Raw genomic sequence first — 19,594 nt, 5'->3', positions numbered from 1 at the left:
AGGGAGGAAAGTTCAGGTGAGAAAAGATAAGAAAATGCTCATTATCTTTTGTTTGCCGGCGGTGGTAATGATGCTTATGTTTTTCTTAATCCCCGCGGCCAAATTAGTAGTGGATAGCTTTTTCAAATATGACATTTCAAATATGGATGGTAAAAGTTTCGTTGGGTTAAAAAACTTTCTTGCTGTATTTACTTCTCCAAAATTTGTACTATGCGTTGCTAATACTGTAAAATATGTTGTCATTGCTGTGACGATAGAGTTTATTTTGGGATTGTTATTAGCATTAATGTTGAATGTTGGTTTTAAGGGGAGTCAAATAATGCGTACTTTAATGTTAACGCCATTAATGATGGCTCCACTAGTGGCAGGGCTAGTTTGGAAATATTTATTAAGTGATCAATTTGGAATTATAAATTGGGGATTGTATAAGCTTGGAATCATTAATAATGTACATTCAATTATGTGGTTATCGAATCCAAAGATTTCTTTATATTCTTGTATTATAGCAGATATTTGGTTATGCACCCCCTTTATGATGCTTGTGTTATTAGCAGGATTGCAAGGGATAGATCCTACCTATTACGAAGCTGCACGAATTGATGGAGCGGGTACACTTAAATTGTTTTATCATATTACCCTACCATTGCTGAAACCTAATATTGTAATTGCAATAATTATACGTGTTATGGATGCTTTGCGTTCGTTTGATACAATTTGGGCTATGACACAAGGAGGTCCTAATTTTTCGTCAGAAGTAATTAGTACATATATCTATAAAGCTAATGTTCGCTTCGGACAGGTAGGAGAAGCAAGTGCTATGGCAGTTATATTTATGCTTGCACTTTTAGTGCTGGCATCGATATTTATAAAGAAAGTATGGAATCCAAATGAGGATTAAGAATAGCAATTTCTTTGAATCCAGAGAAATTACTTAGTTCTAAGAGTCAAACAGGAAATCATAAGACTGTTCCGAAATGGAGAATGAAGTAATATCAAGTTTCTATAAGAACAGTTAAACAGATCTAGTTTTAGTAAATTTGTAAGTGAGTTGTTTGACAGAAGGCTTAAAGGGACGTATATAAAAAATCAAATCCTTATCGTTTGAATCCAAAAGATGGCTCAGTTAATCACAAAAAGTGGCATCTGGGGTCTTGTTGAATTCAACGCCACGGAGAATTTTAGTAGAGTAAGAAATTTTAAGCTTTCAAAAACAGTCAATAATGTTCCTGGTAGAGTGAGCAATATAAAGAATATTTACGAAGATTGCTACATTACAATTTTTATTAGCCAGTATGACGCCACAATCAACAGCTAATATAAAATCAATTTCCAGTCGATAATATGAATTATATTCAATCGACTTTACCATAAATATCGAACGATATACCGAGAGATTCTTGACGAAAAGAGAGAAAAATTTAAAGATATGGAATCTAAAATCTATGGATTTTTACTAGACTGAAGGTTTCACAGAATTATAGTTGAGTGAAGGAGGCATAATGGTGAAAAAAAGCTTGAAAAGACTGGTTCCGTTTTTAATTTGTTTGATATTTGTGTTTATGTTTTTATTTCCTTTTTTATTTACTGTATCAACCTCATTGAAACAACCATCGGATGTAATATCTACACAACCTCGATTTTTTCCAAACCCTATTTCCATACAGAATTATAAAGATATGTTTGAGTATTTGACGTTTGGAAAATATTTAGCAAACAGTTTAATTGCAGCACTTGTCAGCACGGTGATAAGTCTAACTGTGGGATCTCTTGCAGCATATGGGCTTTCTAGGTTTCGCTCTCGCTTATCATCTTTTTTTATGTATCTTACTCTTATGATACGTATGATACCACTTGTTTGTATTAGTGTACCCATTTATTCGGTAATTAATAAAATTGGCCTTAGAGATACACATATTGCATTAATATTGGTTTATGCATGTATAGGAGTACCATTTGTAATTTGGATGATGATGGGATTTTTTAATGGCATACCAAGAGAATTGGATGAAGCTGCATTAGTAGATGGTTGTAGTAATCTTAGTGCTTTTTTTCGAGTAATAGTACCAGTAGCTATGAATGGAATGGCAACAACTGCTATTTTTACATTCTTGACAGGGTTGAATGACTTTTTATTTGCTTTGTTAATAACAATGTCTGGTACAAAAACAGTTCCAGTTGGATTGTCTGAATTTTTAACAGAATATAATATTCAATTAGGGCCAATGGCAGCTGGGGCAGTCTTGTTTAGTCTGCCAATCATTATAATATCCTTTTTCATTCAAAAAAGAATTGTTAAAGGAATGACTATGGGAGCAGTTAAAGGATAAATTATTATAATTAAGGAGAGAAGAATTATGCAGAATATTTATTATCAGCCAGAGGGATATGCATTTGGAGATTGCATGCCATTTTACAAAGATGGAAAATTCTATTTATATCATCAGCGGGATACAAGAAATCCAGGGCCATTTGGGGAACCATTTGGATGGGCGCTGGCGATAACGGAGGACTTTGTACATTATGAAGATAAGGGTGAGGTGCTTCTACGAGGTAAAGATACAGAACAAGATCAATTCATTTTTGCAGGAAGTGTATTTGAAGGCGAAGGACAATATCATGCTTTTTATACCGGGTATAATCGAGACTTTGCAGCTGAAGGTAAGGCTGCACAGGTATTAATGCATGCAACTAGTGATGATTTGCTGCATTGGACAAAATCAGCCGATAAATTAAAACTTCCTCCTCAAATTGGATATGATCCTAATGATTGGAGAGATCCATATGTTACATGGGATGAGGATTCAAAAGAATATATTTTAATTTTAGGAGCACATAAGCAGAAGCATAAACAAATTAAAACAGGCTGTACAGTATATTTTACATCAAAAGATTTAGAACATTGGGAGTTCAAAGGGGATTTTTGGGCACCAAATATGTTTAGTATGCACGAAATGCCAGATTTGTTTCGTATAGGAGATTGGTGGTATTTACTTACAACCGAGTATAGTGAAAATAATAAAACAATATACAGGAAAAGTCGTTCGATTTTCGGACCATGGCAGATGCCTGATGATGATGCTTTTGATGGTAGAGCATATTATGCAGCTAGATCTTGTGGTGATAGTGAACATCGTTATTTGTTTGGCTGGGTAGCTTCAAAAGATCAAGATATGGATATTAACAATTGGATTTGGGGAGGAACACTAGTAGTACATGAGCTTGTACAAGAGGAAAATGGTGACTTGAAAGTAAAGATGCCAGATAGTGTACATAATGCATTTGTAGAGCAGCCATCTAAGAATCATTTTGGAGAAAAAGTAATTGAAATAGATAGCGGAATTAATGAAGTTATCATTGAAGAATGTGATGAAGAAACATTTTTGTTTGAAACAGTAGTTTCTTTTAAAGCGGGTACACATGCTTTTGGTGTGAATCTTTTTGAAGAAAAAGAAACTGGAGATGCATATAGATTTAATATTGAAATTAAAAATAGAAAAGTGGATTTCAATTGCACACCTAATTTACCATGGTTTAGATATATGGCTCAGGGATCTGACAGACCATTATTCTTGGAAGCAGATAGAGAATATTTATTACAAGTTGTTGTAGACGGAACAGTTGTTACACTTTATCTAAATAATACTGCATTGAATGTACGTGCGTATGCGCCCAAAGGAAAGAATATTTCTTTTTATGTAAAAGATGGTTCTGCGATTATAAAAAATCCTAGATTGTATTTGCTGAAAAAATAGAAATTAAATCTGCACTGTCCTGGGGAAAAGTAAATTATTTTGTATATTAATAATGATAATTGGGATGATTAAAGATTCAAAAGGCATGGATGAAATGAAAAATCCATGCCTTTTGTTGAAGACGCACATATTCCAGGTTATTACATTTGAAGAAGGCACGGCTTTCCTGAATTTCCAGAGAATCCGGCAAATCCGGAGAAGGAAAATCGCAAAAATTGAAGGCCTGTCTACCAATTCGTTTAAGATTTTGGGGAAAAGAAACGAACTGCAGGGAACGACATCGGTAGAAGGCATGATCATCAATCGTAGACACACAGAACAGTAATATCAGGAATGCTAGGGATTTACATTCCCAAAATGTGGTTTTGCGGATGGTTTGTATGTGGCTGTCCGGATGAAAATACAGTATGCAGCTTACGGTTTTCCAGAAAAGCCCCTCCGTAAAGTCGGCGGCCTGCTCACGGGAAAAAAAGGAATGAAAGTATGGACAGAACCTTTGAATCCACTGGAAATCGAAGACATATTCCTGATTCCGGGAGAAACAGGTGTTAAGAGCTTCCTTCATACAGAAGGGGAGAAGGACAGCTGCTGCCACCTATGAAAAAATAACAGGCATATATAACAGATTGGAATGCTTTCTTATCCCCTAGGGTGGGTTGTTGGCACTTTAACGTGGTGCTACAATATAGCCGATTAAGAGGCGCGCACCAAATAAATTCAAGTCGAGCAGGGAAAGGAAGTATATTATGCATATACCTGAGAACTATTTAAGCCCATCAACCTGTGCAGTTATGGCAGCAGCCATGGTTCCTGCATGGGGGTATTCAATTAACAAAGTAAGAAAGGAAATACCAAAGGCAAAAATGCCGCTTCTTGGTATTGGCGCTGCTTTTTCATTCCTTGGAATGATGTTTAATGTACCACTTCCGGGAGGTACTACAGGGCATGCAGTAGGAGGAACGCTTATTGCAATTCTCACAGGAAGTCCGTCAGCAGGATGTATATCAGTATCTATCGCGTTGTTGATACAGGCACTGCTTTTTGGTGATGGAGGGATTCTCGCATTTGGAGCGAATTGTTTTAATATGGCTTTTGTGCTGCCCTATCTGGGATATTTCTTGTATAAACTGCTTCTGAAAAAGACAGGAAAGCGTAAACTTAGTGCTGCGATCGGGTCTTATGTGGGAATCAACGCAGCAGCTTTTTGCGCAGCTGTTGAATTTGGAATACAGCCTTTGCTATTTAAAGATGCGGCGGGACAGGCACTTTATTGTCCATATCCTCTAAGTGTGTCTATACCGGCGATGATGATCGGACATATCACTTTATTTGGACTAGCAGAGATTGTGCTGACAGTAGTAGTGCTAACATTTGTAGAAAAAGTATCTCCTTCCGCATTGGATGCAATTCCGGATAAGACTTCATTTAAACCGTTGTACATATTGACCGCAGTGCTTATCGTACTGACACCGATAGGTCTTTTAGCCACGGGTACAGCCTGGGGCGAATGGGGTGTTGATGAAATGGCAACGCTTGTCAGTGGAGGTGTAAAGCTTGGGTATACACCATCAGGAATGAAAAGTGGATTTGAGCTTTCGACCTTGTTCCCGGATTATTCGATGGCCGGTATGCCGGAATGGACAGGATATATACTTTCTGCTGTTGTAGGCGTGGCAATACTGGTGATCTTTTTTAAGATCGTTTCTTCTCTTATGAAGGACAAGGTTGATTTCAAAAAGAAAGCGGCATAAGAATGGATAATGACAGAACAGAGATAACAAAGATTCCGGCGTGGATGTGTGGGCAGGAAGAGTACATCCCTGCAAATGACAGGGAATCATTTCTGACCAAAAGCACGAAATCTGTATTGTCTGTACTTGCAAAATTAAGATTTAATGAAGGGAAGGACAGACAGATTTTCTGCTGCTCCTTCTCTTAAATTGTTTTATACGATATTCTTTATAATTCTGACAGCTTCAGCACGAAATTATCTGTTTGTATTGATCATGTGTGCTGCAGTGACTGTTCGTCTGGCTTTTTTTTCAGCTGCAGCCATCAGACAGATCTTAAATGGAACAGCAGGAGCAGTTCTGATTTCGATACTTCTTCTTTTACCGGCAGTATTTATGGGAAATCCACAAGCTTTGGCAAATATAACAGCGAGAGTATATGTATCTGTAACATTGGTGGGGATATTGTCATCAGGCACATCGTGGAATAAACTGACAGGCAGCATGAGAAGCTTTAGAATACCGACGATATTCATTTTTACCCTGGATATAACATTGAAATATATTTCTGTTCTGGGAGAAATATGTATGGATATTCTGTGGTCAGTCGGCTTGAGATCTGTCGGTAAAAATCCGGATAAGGCAAGAGCTTTTTCGGGCGTGCTTGGAGTTACATTTCTTAAATCAAGTGAAATGGCAGAAGAAATGTATGCAGCTATGTGCTGTCGGGGATTTACGGGTGAGTATGAAATAAGACATAAGCAGAAATACAGTCTGATCGATCTGATATATATTCTGGTAATGGTGGGATGTGCAGCTTTGTATATATACCTTTAGCTGATAAGAACTTTAAAGTGAATCTAGCAGATCGGCATTTACTGTGAGTGGAGAGAATAGTAGAAATTATCTGCGAGAGTATTTCAGGGTTAAATTGAGAGGAGATTGAAATGATCGATCTGGAAAAGGTGTGTTTTGCATATGAGAGTGAAATAGCCCTTAGATATATTGACCTTCATATTGAAAAAGGAGATTCTGTAATTGTTCAGGGACCAAACGGATGTGGAAAATCGACTCTTATCAAGCTGTTGAATGGGATCATTTTTCCTTCGGAGGGAGAGTATCTTTATAAGGAACATGCAATTACAGAGAAAGCACTGAAGGACAGAAAGTTTGCAAAATGGTTTCATCAGCAGATGGGATATGTGTTTCAAAATGCGGATACCCAATTATTTTGTGGAAGTGTAGAAGAAGAGATTGCATTTGGACCAGTCCAGATGGGACTGTCAGATGCTGAAGTTCATGAGCGCACAGAAGATTGTCTGAAGTTATTTGGAATAGAGAAATTAAGAGAAAGACCGCCTTATCATCTGAGTGGGGGAGAAAAACGTAAAGTCTCTCTTGCATGTATTATTTCTTTGAATCCTGAGGTGCTGATTCTGGATGAACCTTTGGCAGGATTGGATGAAAAGACCCAGGACATGTTGATAAAGTTTTTACAGAGCTTTCATAAGGCTGGAAAGACATTGATCATAATTACACATAACCGGCAGCTGGCAGAACTTTTGGGAACCAGGTTTGCACTTATGAATGAAGAACATGAACTGAAAATGATATAAAAAAAGTACTTCCCGCGAAGGGTGTGATCACAGCAAAGAAGGCCGGAAAAGCTAAGATCACAGTGAAATCCGGTAAAAAGAAATTTACGGTAACGGTAACTGTAACAAAATAAAAAACAGAAGAATTAATTACAGCTAATGAGCAGCAAGTATGGTTTTCCGCGCAAAGATTATTTGAAAAACCATGGAAATTCAGTATATTAGGTGATGTTTCTGCAGAATCGCATGGGTAGGGGCTGCCAATCAGCGCAGACCTGTATTCTTGACGGAAAACCAAGCTGCTTAGAATGTATCTTTTGAAGACGAAATCTGGTTGATAAATCAGGTAAAAGTGATATACTGAATGCATAAGAAAAGAAACCGTGTGGAATTACAGTTTTGTTTTCGCACGGTTTTTTAGAAGATGCTGGTTAGATACTACTAACGTCTGCGTCGGCAGTTTACTTGAAAATGAAAAAGAGGACGGATTTCTATGAGGGTATTGATTTATGGCGCCTTGTGTGATTGGAGGAAAAACATGAAAAACGAAGAATACAAAAAATTATCAATCAACGAGTTTACAAAAGCAGCAGGAAGATATGAAAGTAACCATGCTGGTATATACGAAATGTGTAAGAAGGATTATCCGGATATCCTGGAAGAATTAGAGAAGGAGCCGTTTCGAGATTTATTGGATGCAGGCTGCGGACCTGCTCCGATGATTTCTTTATTATCAGAAAAATATCCAGACAGGCATTATACCTGGGCTGGATCTGACTCCCGCGATGATTGAACAGGCAAAAAAGAAAGCTATTCCAAATGCAGTATTTGTTGTGGGAGACTGTGAGAATTTTCCTTTTGAAAACGATTCATTTGATGCAATTATTTGTTCTATGAGTTTCCATCATTATCCGGATTCACAGGCATTTTTTGACAGCGTAAAAAGATGCCTTCGCCCAAATGGAAGATTGATCCTGCGGGATGTGACCAGTGACAATAAAGTATTGATATGGCTGATGAATACATTGGAAATGCCTCTGGCAAATATATGCGGACATGGAGATGTTCGGGTTCCAACAAGAGATGTGGTCATGAAGTGTAGCAGAAAAGCAGGACTAAAAGTAGAAAAATTTGAAATCCGTAAAGGTATGAGGATGCATTGTGTTGTAAGAAAACCTATGGGAGAAGGCAATAGACAATGAAAGAGAAATCCATAGAGGGAAGCAATGCAAAATTCACATGGGGAGTTAAGAATGGAAAGGAGCTGATATTATTATACGAGGAGATGATAAAGATGAAGAAACGGCATTTTGATGTGGAAGCAGATGGATTTTATGGCGTATATTGGAAATGCAAAACAGGATCAGACTGTGCAATGATTGCTATGATCGGAGATGACTCGGAGGATTATCTGGCGCGTACATCTGTGAAATGGTTACATAAACTGGGTGTGAATGTGATGACAATGTCACCTGGAAAAAAGGATTATGGACATCATAATTATCCGCTGGAACGTATAGAGAAAGCAATCGATTGGTTAAAAGTGCATGGTAATCAGAAGATAGGAATTGTCGGGGCATCTACTACAGGAACACTTGCCTTAACTGCCGCTTCTTATTTTGAAGATATCACATTAACGATTGGTCTGACACCCAGTGATTTTATCTGGCAGGGATTTATGCAGGGAAAAAAAGATGGTTGTAAGGAATGGCCGATTGAGGGAGAATCTCTTTTTTCATATAAAGGAGAATCACTTCCGTATATGCCGTTTTGTTATAAACATCCGGATTACTGGCATGTGATTGAGAAAGAAACAAAGCGAACCGGTGATATGATCAATTCAAGAAAACTGTTTGATGATTCGGAAAAGGCTCATCCAATCCAAGAAGACGAGATGATCAAGATTGAAAAGATCAATGGAACATTATTGCTGATTGGTGCGGAAGATGATGTGTTGTGGGATACTGCAAAATACATCCGCCGAATGAAGCAGCGTATAAAAGAACGTCCGCATACTTGTAGATTAGAGTTTGTAATCTATGAGCATGGAACTCATTTCGTTTTTCCGGAGGGCATGCTAAAGACAATGCTCCCAGTTGGATCCGGACTCTTTGTGAAACTGGCATTTCAGGCAGCAAGAAAATATCCGAAAGAATGCCGCAGAGCACGTCTGGATATTGACCAGCGGGTAAGAAATGCTGTTACAAAATGGAAGAGAGTAGATAGATAAAGAAAATCTGTTTGAATAGAACAGATTTGTAAAACTGCAGAATGCATCTGCGGGGTGGAAACTGAATACACAGGAAAAATAAAAAAATCTAAATAGTAGACTTGACAAAATCCTGTAACGAGTTAAAATATAACAGTGCTATATAGCACTGTTATATTTTTGGGAGAAGTTTAGAGGATACGAAAAGAATGTCGACGAAAGCAGAAGATACACAAAAAAACATATTAGATACAGCCAGAAAACATTTCCTGAAAGATGGTTTGACGGGAGCGTCTTTAAGAAACATTGTAAAAGATGCAGGGCTTACTACTGGCGCATTTTATAAATATTATCCGACGAAAGAAGCACTTTTTGATGCACTGACGGATCCTTATATGGAACATATTTATCAGATTTATGATCAGATCGTTGAGGAGTTTGAAAAGCTTTCCGCCAATGATCAGACAAGGAATATGTCGGATACATCCAGTGATGGGATAGATCAGATGGTTGATTATGTTTACGATCATTATGATAATTTCAGATTACTGCTGAAATGTGGAGACAGTGGAAAATTTGAATTATTCATACACAATATGGTAGACCGGGAAATGAAGTCCAGTCTGAAATATATGGACAAGATGAAGGAGGCCGGTGTAAAAATACCGGTTGTAGAGGAAAGCCTTATGCATATGATCTATACGGGATTTTTTTCGTCAATATTTCAGATCATTGAGCATGATATAGACAGGGAGACCGCAAAGAAAAATGTGCATCAGCTGAAAGAATTTAATACAGGCGGCTGGGAACGATTGTGGAATATTGAATTTCCGGTATAACTGATGCAGGTGGCTAATGCCAGTAAGCCACCTATTTTATTATATATGAGTTAGAAAATACTAACGAAAGAAATAATAATAAAATAAAAGTAATAATAATAAAACAAAAGTAAGGAGGAACAGATATGGAAGAAAAAAAGAAGTCGGCAGTCAGCTGGATCTTGACATGGGCCGGACAAAAAAGAATTGCCTATGTATGGAGTGTGTTACTTGCAATAGGAAATGTGATTTTTAAGATTTTCCCGTATTTTATCATTGCAGATATAGTAAAGCTGTTTTTAAGTGGTGAAAAGGAGTTTGAACCATATTTTGCAAAAGCAGTTTTCATTGCCACTGTCGTTTATCATTGCAGAACTGTTTCATTCGCTCTCGACAGCATTGTCACATAAAGCAACGTTTGTGGTACTGGCAAATATAAGAAAAATCTGCTGTGATAAATTGACACGGGTGCCGCTTGGTTATGTGAAGGATACACCATCCGGTACATTTAAGAATATCATGGTGGAAAGAATCGACAGTATCGAGACGACATTGGCGCATATTGTCCCGGAATTCACATCCAATCTGCTGGCACCGGTTGTGATTTTGATCTATTTCTTTCTGACAGACTGGAGGCTGGCACTCTGGTCATTGGTGCCGGTTATTGTTGGACTGTTCTCTTATTTTGGAATGATGCTGGATTATAAGCCAAGTTTCGAGAGAACAGTTCAGACAACAAAAGATCTGAATGATGCGGCAGTGGAATATATTGACGGAATCGAAGTAATAAAGGCATTTGGAAAGACAGAAAGTTCTTATGCCAAATTTACAAAGGCAGCTATGGCATATGCGGATTCTTTTATTTCCTGGATGAAGCGGTGCTCAATCTTTCATGCACTGATGATGGTGGTCACACCCTATACGCTTCTTACGGTATTGCCGTTTGGAGCACATTATGTAGTGAATGGAACACTTGCGGTTTCTGATTTTGTCATCTGTATTATTTTATCACTTGGAATCGTTGGACCGTTGATCACAGTGGGTTCCTATACAGATGATCTTGGCAAGATCGGGGTGATCGTTGGTGAAGTGGCAGGAATTCTGGAACAGCCGGAACTGGAACGTCCGGAGAAAAGTGAAAGAGTTCCAAAAGATAATTCCGTTACGCTAGAAGATGTCAGTTTTGGTTATCACGACAAAGAAATCCTGCACGGAATAAATATGGAATTAAAGGCAGGAACGGTAAATGCGATCGTAGGACCCTCCGGAAGCGGAAAGTCAACCATTGCAAAGCTGATTGCATCCTTGTGGGATGTGGATTCTGGAAGCATTAAAATCGGCGGAGTTGATGTAAAAGAAATGGCACTTTCAGATTTTAACCGGAAAATTGCATATGTTGCACAGGATAATTATCTGTTTAATGAAACGGTCCGTGAAAATATCCGGCAGGGAAATCCAGATGCTACTGATGAACAGGTCGTTGAGGTGACAAAGAAAAGCGGATGTTATGAATTTATCATGCAGCTGGAGAATGGATTTGATACGGTTGTTGGAGGTGCAGGAGGGCATCTGTCAGGAGGCGAGAGACAGCGCATCTCGATCGCAAGAGCAATGTTAAAAGATGCTCCGATTGTGATCCTTGATGAGGCAACTGCTTACACAGATCCGGAAAATGAGGCGATCCTGCAGAATTCTATTGCAAAACTGGTAGCAGGGAAGACATTGATCGTAATAGCGCACAGGCTTTCTACCATTAAGGACAGCGACCAGATCTTTGTTGTAAATGATGGAAATGTAACAGCACATGGCACACATGAGGAACTTCTGGTGTCATGCCCACTTTATAAGGAAATGTGGAATGCCCATATTTCTGTAAAAGATACTGTGAAGGAGGGAGAATGATATGTTTGGAATTCTGACAAAATTCTTTCGTTTTTCAGGCAGGGAAAATAGCAATAAATTCAAACTGTCGATGGTGATCGGACTTATAGAGGCTCTTGCCTCAGCCATGAAGATTCCGGCTATTATGTACATACTGATCGGTTTGCTGAGTGGAAAACCGACAGGGAAATATATTGGAGGCTCCGTTGCGATTATGGTCATTGCAATCGTAGTCGATGTAATCTGTAAGAGATATTCTACAGTACTTCAGACAGAAGGTGGATATAATGCAAGTGCTTTTATGAGAATCAAGATTGCAGAGCACCTGCGCTATCTGCCGATGGGATATTATAATTCCAATAGTATCGGGGAAATTTCTTCCATTACAACCAATACAATGGAAATACTTGGCGATGTGGCTGCGAGAGTGGTCATGCTGACCATGCAGGGAATCCTGGAAACATCAATGATCATTTTTATGCTGTTTGTTTTTGACTGGAGGATCGGACTGATCGCTGCAGCAGGAGTGCTTATTTTCTTTGGTGTCAATTCTGCAATGCAGAATGCAGGAAAAAAAGATTCAGAGCAAAAAGTAGTATGTGATACAGAACTTGTAAATCAGATTATGGAGTATCTGCAGGGAATATCAGAAGTAAAATCATACAATCTGCTTGGAAAACAGGCGAAAAGATTAAATGATGCAAATGAAGCATGCGAAAAAGTTAATACAAAGATGGAGATGTTGTTTGTTCCCTATCATTTTCTGCAAAGCGTGATAACAAAAATCACGGGTGCTGTGGTCGTGACATGCAGTGCATATTTTTATATCAATGGAACTATGAGTGCGGTCTATGCGATTGGTATGACAATTTCAGCATTTATGCTTTATTCCAGCCTGGAATGCACAGGAAATTATTCATCCCTTTTACATGTGGTAAGTGTATGCGTAGATAAAGCAAATGCAATACTGGAGCTGGACACCATGGATATCGATGGCAAAGAAATCCAGCCGGAAAATTACGATATCAGACTTTCTAACATTTCATTTTCTTATGACAAACGGAAGATTATTGATGATATATCGCTTTCTATCCCACAGAAAACGACGACAGCGATTGTTGGACCATCTGGTGGAGGAAAATCAACCCTTTGCAATTTGATTGCCAGATTTTGGGATGTGGATTCCGGGGAAGTGACGCTTGGGGGCGTGAATGTAAAAGACTACAGCATGAACAGTCTGATGCGTAATTTTTCATTTGTATTTCAGTCTGTGTATTTGTTTGCAGATACCATTGAAAATAATATTAAATTCGGACGTCAGGACGCAAGCCATGAGGAAGTGGTGGAAGTGGCAAAAAAAGCGTGCTGTCATGATTTTATAAGCAAACTTCCTGATGGATACGATACAGTGATCGGAGAGGGAGGGGCTACACTTTCCGGTGGTGAGAAGCAGCGTATTTCGATAGCCAGAGCAATCATGAAGGACGCACCAATCGTTATATTAGATGAGGCAACAGCTAATGTTGATCCGGAGAATGAAAAGGAGCTGATGGATGCAGTAGATGCTCTTACAAAGGAAAAAACGATTATTATGATTGCCCACAGATTAAAAACAGTCAGACATGCAGACCAGATTGTGGTTGTTGACAAAGGGAGAATTGTGCAGCAGGGAACACATGAGCAGCTAATGAAGCAGGATGGTATTTATAAGAGATTTGTGGATGCAAGGCAGCAGGCGGTGAGCTGGAAATTAGCACGGGTTCACAAGGGTCATACGCCATGCACAGCTCGTAGCGTTCACACAATCTTCACAAAAAATTAGCACTCACATCTTGACAGTGCTAACAACGCGTGTTATATTACATACAGAACAAAGGAAATGGCTTATAAAGATAACATGAATTTCAATAGATAAAGCAAAGAACGCGTTGAGAGGAGATATGACTTATGTTAAGACCAAGTATTTTTACAGACAGTTTATTGGATGATGTTTTTGGATTTCCATTTTATGATGATAAGGCAGACCGCAGGGCAGAGAGAAAGCTGTATGGACATCACGCAGCCAATCTGATGAAGACAGATATTAAAGAGAAAAATGACAGTTTTGAATTAGAGATCGATCTTCCAGGATTTACAAAGGATGAGATCAAAGTAGAAGAGAAAAACGGATATCTGACAGTTAGTGCTTCAAAGGCTTTGGAGCAGGATTCCAAGGAGAAAGAAAGTGGTCATTATATCCACAGAGAACGTTACACTGGTGCCTGCCAGAGAAGTTTCTATATTGGCGAGGATATTGAGAACGAGCAGATCAAAGCCGAATTCAAGCATGGGATCCTGAAGCTTACACTTCCAAAGAAACAGGCTAAGCCAGAAGTGGAAGAGAAGCGTTATATTTCCATTGAAGGATGATCGTAGTATTATGAAATGCCGATGGACAGCTTCCAGAAGGAGGCTGTCTGCCGGCAGTTTTTCCATTTCAAGTCGAGCAACTGCGAGACTTGGCGCGTGATTCTGGTCAGCGTAAGCTGACATATTCTTTACAGAATCACTGCGCATCCTCGCGGAGCGTTTATCTCAGTCGGAGATTGGACTCCCACTGAGACAAACTTGCTGTTACTCACCACCTGAAAGAGGTGGGAGTCTTCTCGACTGAGATAAAAGGATTCGGAGAGGAGGAACGTCTATGAACATCAGTAAATTCACACAGAAGTCCATTGAGGCAGTGCAGAATCTGGAAAAGGTTGCCTATTCTTACGGCAATCAGGAGATTGAACAGGAGCATCTGCTGTATTCTCTTCTGAAGCAGGAAGACAGCCTGATTCTGAAGCTGATCGAGAAGATGGATATCAATAAAGATTATTTTATTAATACAGTTGAAAAAGCACTGGATGAGAAAGTAAAAGTATCCGGCGGCGAGCTGCGCTTTGGACAGTATCTGAACAAAGCATTGGTGAATGCAGAGGATGAAGCCAAGTCCATGGGGGATGAATATGTATCTGTGGAACATCTGTTTTTATCCCTGTTAAAGTATCCAAGCCCAAGCATGACAAAGATCTGGAAGGAATTTGGGATTACAAGAGAAAGATTTTTACAGGCTTTGTCTACTGTAAGAGGAAATCAGAGAGTGGTCAGCGACAATCCGGAGGCTACTTATGATACACTTGCCAAATATGGCGAGGATCTGGTGGAAAAGGCCAGAAATCAAAAACTGGATCCGGTGATCGGCCGTGATGGAGAGATCCGTAATGTGGTACGGATCCTGTCCCGTAAGACCAAGAATAACCCGGTTCTTATTGGTGAGCCTGGTGTAGGTAAAACTGCAGTTGTAGAGGGACTTGCACAGAGGATCGTTGCAGGGGATGTACCGGAAGGCCTGAAGGAAAAGAAGATTTTTTCCCTGGATATGGGTGCTTTGGTAGCAGGAGCCAAGTACAGAGGCGAATTTGAGGAAAGGCTGAAGGCTGTTCTTGAAGAAGTAAGGAAAAGCGAAGGCAGGATCATCCTGTTTATTGATGAATTGCACCTGATCGTTGGAGCAGGTAAGACCGACGGAGCCATGGATGCCAGCAATATGTTAAAGCCTATGCTGGCAAGAGGAGAACTTCATTGTATTGGCGCTACCACTTTGGACGAATATCGCCAGTATATTGAGAAGGATGCTGCATTGGAACGTCGTTTCCAGCCGGTTATGGTAGATGAACCTACAGTAGAAGACACCATTTCTATTCTTCGTGGACTGAAGGAACGGTATGAGGTTTTCCATGGAGTTAAGATTACAGACAGCGCCCTGGTAGCAGCGGCAACTCTTTCACATAGATATATTACGGATCGTTTCCTTCCGGATAAGGCTATCGACCTGGTAGATGAAGCCTGTGCACTGATCAAGACAGAATTGGATTCCATGCCTACTGAGCTGGATGAACAGCGCAGAAAGATCATGCAATTAGAGATTGAGGAGTCTGCCCTGAAAAAAGAGACAGATAACTTAAGCCAGGAGCGTCTTGCTGACCTGCAGAAAGAGCTTGCAGAACTGCGGGATGTATTTAATACTCAGAAAGCTCAGTGGGATAACGAGAAAAAGTCTGTGGAAAAGCTTCAGAAGCTGCGTGAGCAGATTGAAGATGTGAATAAACAGATCCAGAAAGCAAAACAGAGTTATGACCTGGAAAAGGCTGCACAGCTCCAGTATGGAGAACTGCCAAGACTTCAGAAGCAGCTGGAAATCGAGGAACGTGACGTTAAAGAAGGAGATAGACGTCTTGTTCATGAAGCTGTTACAGATGATGAGATTGCAAGGATTATTTCCAGATGGACAGGGATACCGGTTGCAAGATTGACAGAAGGAGAGCGTGCTAAGCTTCTTACCCTGGAAGATGAACTGCATAAACGTGTGGTGGGCCAGGATGAAGGCGTGCGCCGAGTAACCGATGCCATTCTCAGGTCTAAGGCAGGAATCAAGGATCCTACAAAGCCTATTGGTTCCTTCCTTTTTCTGGGACCTACCGGTGTAGGTAAGACAGAACTTGCCAAAACACTTGCTCAGACGCTGTTTGATGATGAGCAGAATATGGTTCGTATTGATATGAGCGAATATATGGAGAAGTATTCTGTATCCAGGCTAATCGGAGCGCCTCCGGGATATGTTGGTTATGAAGAGGGGGGCCAGCTTACAGAGGCTGTGAGAAGAAAACCATATAGTGTTGTACTGTTTGATGAGATAGAAAAAGCACATCCAGATGTATTTAATGTACTGCTCCAGGTGCTGGATGATGGGCGTATCACAGATTCTCAAGGCAGAACAGTAGACTTCAAGAATACCATCCTGATCATGACATCAAATATCGGTTCTCCTTATCTGCTGGATGGTATTGATGAGAATGGCCAGATCAGACCGGAGGCTCAGAAGCAGGTTATGGACGACCTGCGGGCACATTTCCGTCCGGAGTTTCTGAACCGTCTGGATGAAATAATTATGTTTAAGCCCTTGACAAAAGCAAACATTGGTAACATAGTAGACCTGATGGTAAAAGACCTTGATAAACGTCTTTCTGACCAGGAACTTTCCCTGACTCTTACGGAGGCAGCAAAGGAAAACGTGATCGAAAATGGTTATGATCCTGTATACGGTGCAAGACCGCTGAAGCGTTATCTGCAGAATTATGTGGAGACGCTGGCTGCAAAGAAGATCCTTTCCGGTGATGTGCATACAGGTGATACCCTTGTGCTGGATGTGGAGAATGGAGAGTTTGTTGTCAGAGTGCAGGGCGCTCCTGATGACAGAAAATGATGCTGTAACAGGCAGAAAAGGAGATTCCATGCATGATACCAAAGGATCCGGTAATATTGCTAAGTTATGTGAATACCCAGCTGCGGGATTATTATGAGTCCCTGGAGGCATTGTGCACCTGCAGGGGGATCAAGAAACAGGATCTGATCAGGCAGCTGGATCAGATTGATTATCATTATGATTCAGACACCAATCAGTTTATCTGATCATTATCAGACATAAGAAAGAGGATGCTTCAGAGATAGTATTTGATACTCTCTGATCAGGCATCCTCTTTTTTATGTATATGCAACAGAAAATTACGTTGTAGTGTTTCTCTAATTCATGAGAAAATAGTTAGTCGAACAAATATTAAATTTTTATAAAACTGAAAAAACACTTGCATTCTCACAAACCATAAGTATATTTTATATACTTAGCCGACTAAATAAAAGACAATGGCTGGAAATTCAAGTCGAGCAGCTGGAGGTACTTTTGCGAGGTTGATTTTACGAGACGAAACAGGAGGTGAATAGGTGTTGGAGGGAGAAGAAAAACAGGACCGGCAAAAAAGTATGCAGGCTTTGTTTTTGGAAATAAACAGGAGATATATGGGAAAGTGTTTCAGCAAGATGAAGGAACTGGAGATTCATCCAAGTCAGATCCCTATTCTTGCCATTCTGGGGAAAAATGAAGAATATAGCCAGAAAGAGATTGCTCAGATTTTGGGAGTGAAGCCGCCTACAGTGACGGTCAGCATTCAAAGACTGGAAAAGATGGGAATGGTATGCAGGAAGCAGGATGAACATGACAAGCGTATCACCAGGATCCGTCTGACAGACAAGGGCAATGAGGTGATCCAGAAAGGGCTTGCCACCATGCATGAGACAGAGAAATATCTGTTCAGTAATTTTTCCGAGACAGAGCTGTGCCTGATGAGGCGTTTTTTTAATCAGCTTCTGGAAAATATTAATACAATGCCGGGAATAGTTGAAGAAGGATGTCCTTTGTCGGAAAAGCATGTGGTTGTAAAGTAAAGGTAACTATTCAACAGGTAGTCTTCTGTGAGGTTACAGAACAGTTACAAATAAAGATATAAAGGAGACGCGCAATGGTTAAACTGATGAGATATCTGAAAAAGTCAGCAGGGTATATAGTCCTGATTATGGGACTTTTGTTTCTGCAGGCATACTGTGATTTATCACTTCCGGATTACACTTCCAGGATCATTAATGTAGGGATCCAGCAGGGAGGCATTGAAGACAATGTTCCACAGAAGATGCGTACATCCACCATGAAAGCACTATCTGTGTTTATGGATGATGATGACATGAAACAGGTGGAAAAGTATTATGAAGAAGACAAAGACACTTATGTATTGAAGGATGACATTTCCAAAGATGAAAGAGAAAACCTGGATCATCTTCTGGAAAAGCCGATGATGCTGTATTATGGAATGTGTTCCGGCAGTGATGAAAGCAAGGCGATGACAGAGAACATGGGGCTTCAGGAAGGGACAGATCCGGTGCAGGCGCTGGAAGCTATGCCAGAGGAGATGAAAACTCAGATTCTTCAGGAGATGAATGAAAAACTGGAGAATATGCCGGAGTCTATTGTAAGTCAAAGTGCTGTACCTTGCAGTTAAGAAAGAATACACAGAGTTAGGAGAAGACCTGGACAAGCTTCAGATGGATTATATTATCCGTTCAGGAGCACAGATGGTGTTAATGGCTCTGGTGATCATGCTGGCAGCAGTGACAGTAACATTTCTTTCTTCAAAAGTAGCAGCAAGGATGGGCCATGATCTGCGGGGAGATATTTACAGTAGGGTTATAGGATTTTCCAGCAACGAATATCATAAGTTTTCAACGGCATCCCTGATCACCAGAAGTACTAATGATGTGCAGCAGGTACAGCAGGTTATGACCATGACCTTCCGTATTCTTCTGTATGCCCCTATACTGGGGATCGGAGGTGTGATCAAGGTACTGAATACTGATGCATCCATGACCTGGATCCTGGGTGTTGCTGTTGCACTGATCCTTCTTGTGATCCTGGTGCTGTTTAAGATCGCAATGCCCAAATTTACAAAGCTGCAGACTCTGATCGACCGTTTGAATCTGGTTACAAGGGAGATTCTTACCGGTATTCCTGTGATCCGTGCATTCAGCAGGGAAAAATTCGAGGAAGACCGTTTTGAGACTGCCAATGAGGAATTGACGAAAACAAATCTGTTTGTCAACAGATGTATGACTTTTATGATGCCTGTAATGATGCTGATCATGAACGGTGTATCCGTTATGATCATTTACTTCGGAGCACATGCAGTAGATAACGGAAGTA

19 protein-coding genes and 1 pseudogene are annotated in these 19,594 nt (G+C 40.0%); 19 read left to right on the top strand and 1 reads right to left on the bottom strand.

Annotated features, from left to right (window positions below; genetic code table 11):
• Positions 1-16 precede the first annotated feature (16 nt).
• The 3 genes from R1Y93_RS01355 to R1Y93_RS01345 all read left to right on the top strand — a co-directional run bounded on the left by R1Y93_RS01355 (position 17) and on the right by R1Y93_RS01345 (position 3,752).
• On the top strand, positions 17-898 hold the full coding sequence (locus R1Y93_RS01355; RefSeq protein ID WP_500821346.1) for a carbohydrate ABC transporter permease: 882 nt from the start codon (positions 17-19) through the stop codon (positions 896-898).
• Between the two features lie 601 nt (positions 899-1,499).
• Positions 1,500-2,327: a carbohydrate ABC transporter permease gene (locus R1Y93_RS01350; protein ID WP_117633149.1), complete on the top strand. Its 828-nt coding sequence runs from the start codon at positions 1,500-1,502 to the stop codon at positions 2,325-2,327.
• Positions 2,328-2,354: 27 nt separating this feature from the next.
• Positions 2,355-3,752 carry a glycoside hydrolase family protein gene (locus tag R1Y93_RS01345; protein WP_173726952.1) on the top strand — a complete coding sequence of 466 codons (1,398 nt, stop codon included), beginning with the start codon at positions 2,355-2,357 and terminating at the stop codon, positions 3,750-3,752.
• A 76-nt stretch (positions 3,753-3,828) separates the two neighbouring features.
• Here R1Y93_RS01345 and R1Y93_RS01340 read toward each other — a convergent pair whose 3' ends face one another.
• Positions 3,829-4,125 carry a leucine-rich repeat domain-containing protein gene (locus R1Y93_RS01340; protein WP_500821364.1) on the bottom strand — a complete coding sequence of 99 codons (297 nt, stop codon included), beginning with the start codon at positions 4,123-4,125 and terminating at the stop codon, positions 3,829-3,831.
• A 21-nt stretch (positions 4,126-4,146) separates the two neighbouring features.
• Here R1Y93_RS01340 and R1Y93_RS01335 point away from each other — a divergent pair, with 21 nt between their 5' ends.
• From R1Y93_RS01335 to R1Y93_RS01260, 16 genes and pseudogenes are all read left to right on the top strand, one after another.
• Positions 4,147-4,353, top strand: a complete 207-nt coding sequence (locus tag R1Y93_RS01335; RefSeq protein ID WP_500821365.1) for a hypothetical protein — start codon at positions 4,147-4,149, stop codon at positions 4,351-4,353.
• A gap of 145 nt (positions 4,354-4,498) precedes the next feature.
• Entirely contained in the window at positions 4,499-5,503 is a 1,005-nt protein-coding gene (cbiM, locus tag R1Y93_RS01330) for a cobalt transporter CbiM (protein ID WP_500821345.1), read from the top strand.
• A 144-nt stretch (positions 5,504-5,647) separates the two neighbouring features.
• The gene (locus R1Y93_RS01325) at positions 5,648-6,319 is read left to right on the top strand and encodes an energy-coupling factor transporter transmembrane component T family protein (protein WP_500821344.1); all 672 of its coding nucleotides are present in this window, start codon (positions 5,648-5,650) and stop codon (positions 6,317-6,319) included.
• A 110-nt stretch (positions 6,320-6,429) separates the two neighbouring features.
• Positions 6,430-7,098, top strand: coding sequence for an energy-coupling factor ABC transporter ATP-binding protein (locus R1Y93_RS01320; protein ID WP_500821343.1), 669 nt, complete (start codon positions 6,430-6,432; stop codon positions 7,096-7,098).
• 517 nt (positions 7,099-7,615) lie between these two features.
• Positions 7,616-7,870 carry a hypothetical protein gene (locus R1Y93_RS01315; protein ID WP_500821342.1) on the top strand — a complete coding sequence of 85 codons (255 nt, stop codon included), beginning with the start codon at positions 7,616-7,618 and terminating at the stop codon, positions 7,868-7,870.
• Positions 7,863-8,279, top strand: coding sequence for a class I SAM-dependent methyltransferase (locus R1Y93_RS01310; RefSeq protein ID WP_500821340.1), 417 nt, complete (start codon positions 7,863-7,865; stop codon positions 8,277-8,279). Before R1Y93_RS01315 ends, R1Y93_RS01310 begins: the two co-directional genes overlap by 8 nt.
• On the top strand, positions 8,276-9,307 hold the full coding sequence (locus R1Y93_RS01305; protein ID WP_500821339.1) for an acyl-CoA thioester hydrolase/BAAT C-terminal domain-containing protein: 1,032 nt from the start codon (positions 8,276-8,278) through the stop codon (positions 9,305-9,307). The genes R1Y93_RS01310 and R1Y93_RS01305 overlap by 4 nt, the downstream gene beginning before the upstream one ends.
• A gap of 188 nt (positions 9,308-9,495) precedes the next feature.
• The gene (locus tag R1Y93_RS01300) at positions 9,496-10,125 is read left to right on the top strand and encodes a TetR/AcrR family transcriptional regulator (protein ID WP_500821338.1); all 630 of its coding nucleotides are present in this window, start codon (positions 9,496-9,498) and stop codon (positions 10,123-10,125) included.
• A gap of 125 nt (positions 10,126-10,250) precedes the next feature.
• Positions 10,251-12,006, top strand: a pseudogene (locus R1Y93_RS01295) (ABC transporter ATP-binding protein).
• A 1-nt stretch (position 12,007) separates the two neighbouring features.
• Positions 12,008-13,807, top strand: a complete 1,800-nt coding sequence (locus tag R1Y93_RS01290; RefSeq protein WP_500821337.1) for an ABC transporter ATP-binding protein — start codon at positions 12,008-12,010, stop codon at positions 13,805-13,807.
• Between the two features lie 125 nt (positions 13,808-13,932).
• Positions 13,933-14,394: an Hsp20/alpha crystallin family protein gene (locus R1Y93_RS01285; protein WP_294527845.1), complete on the top strand. Its 462-nt coding sequence runs from the start codon at positions 13,933-13,935 to the stop codon at positions 14,392-14,394.
• 274 nt (positions 14,395-14,668) lie between these two features.
• Positions 14,669-17,272 carry an ATP-dependent chaperone ClpB gene (gene clpB, locus R1Y93_RS01280; protein WP_500821335.1) on the top strand — a complete coding sequence of 868 codons (2,604 nt, stop codon included), beginning with the start codon at positions 14,669-14,671 and terminating at the stop codon, positions 17,270-17,272.
• Positions 17,273-17,304: 32 nt separating this feature from the next.
• Positions 17,305-17,478: a DUF4250 domain-containing protein gene (locus tag R1Y93_RS01275; RefSeq protein WP_500821334.1), complete on the top strand. Its 174-nt coding sequence runs from the start codon at positions 17,305-17,307 to the stop codon at positions 17,476-17,478.
• A 309-nt stretch (positions 17,479-17,787) separates the two neighbouring features.
• Positions 17,788-18,288, top strand: a complete 501-nt coding sequence (locus tag R1Y93_RS01270) for a MarR family winged helix-turn-helix transcriptional regulator (RefSeq protein ID WP_500821333.1) — start codon at positions 17,788-17,790, stop codon at positions 18,286-18,288.
• Between the two features lie 74 nt (positions 18,289-18,362).
• The gene (locus R1Y93_RS01265) at positions 18,363-18,896 is read left to right on the top strand and encodes a hypothetical protein (protein WP_500821332.1); all 534 of its coding nucleotides are present in this window, start codon (positions 18,363-18,365) and stop codon (positions 18,894-18,896) included.
• Positions 18,877-19,594: ABC transporter permease (locus R1Y93_RS01260; protein ID WP_500821331.1), on the top strand; the 718-nt coding region annotated here is incomplete at its 3' end. The genes R1Y93_RS01265 and R1Y93_RS01260, both read left to right, overlap by 20 nt.

This window comes from Blautia sp. HA3515 (assembly GCF_059933065.1).
The sequence above is the reverse complement of the archived record's forward strand: the minus strand, read 5'-3'. Positions and strand labels throughout refer to the sequence as shown.

Coding starts and splice junctions, on each gene's coding strand:
- R1Y93_RS01350 (WP_117633149.1), top strand. CDS start 1,500: ATGGTGAAAAAAAGCTTGAAAAGACTGGTTCCGTTTTTAATTTGTTTG.
- R1Y93_RS01345 (WP_173726952.1), top strand. CDS start 2,355: ATGCAGAATATTTATTATCAGCCAGAGGGATATGCATTTGGAGATTGC.
- R1Y93_RS01335 (WP_500821365.1), top strand. CDS start 4,147: ATGAAAATACAGTATGCAGCTTACGGTTTTCCAGAAAAGCCCCTCCGT.
- cbiM (WP_500821345.1), top strand. CDS start 4,499: ATGCATATACCTGAGAACTATTTAAGCCCATCAACCTGTGCAGTTATG.
- R1Y93_RS01325 (WP_500821344.1), top strand. CDS start 5,648: ATGAAGGGAAGGACAGACAGATTTTCTGCTGCTCCTTCTCTTAAATTG.
- R1Y93_RS01320 (WP_500821343.1), top strand. CDS start 6,430: ATGATCGATCTGGAAAAGGTGTGTTTTGCATATGAGAGTGAAATAGCC.
- R1Y93_RS01315 (WP_500821342.1), top strand. CDS start 7,616: ATGAAAAACGAAGAATACAAAAAATTATCAATCAACGAGTTTACAAAA.
- R1Y93_RS01310 (WP_500821340.1), top strand. CDS start 7,863: ATGATTGAACAGGCAAAAAAGAAAGCTATTCCAAATGCAGTATTTGTT.
- R1Y93_RS01305 (WP_500821339.1), top strand. CDS start 8,276: ATGAAAGAGAAATCCATAGAGGGAAGCAATGCAAAATTCACATGGGGA.
- R1Y93_RS01300 (WP_500821338.1), top strand. CDS start 9,496: ATGTCGACGAAAGCAGAAGATACACAAAAAAACATATTAGATACAGCC.
- R1Y93_RS01290 (WP_500821337.1), top strand. CDS start 12,008: ATGTTTGGAATTCTGACAAAATTCTTTCGTTTTTCAGGCAGGGAAAAT.
- R1Y93_RS01285 (WP_294527845.1), top strand. CDS start 13,933: ATGTTAAGACCAAGTATTTTTACAGACAGTTTATTGGATGATGTTTTT.
- clpB (WP_500821335.1), top strand. CDS start 14,669: ATGAACATCAGTAAATTCACACAGAAGTCCATTGAGGCAGTGCAGAAT.
- R1Y93_RS01275 (WP_500821334.1), top strand. CDS start 17,305: ATGATACCAAAGGATCCGGTAATATTGCTAAGTTATGTGAATACCCAG.
- R1Y93_RS01265 (WP_500821332.1), top strand. CDS start 18,363: ATGGTTAAACTGATGAGATATCTGAAAAAGTCAGCAGGGTATATAGTC.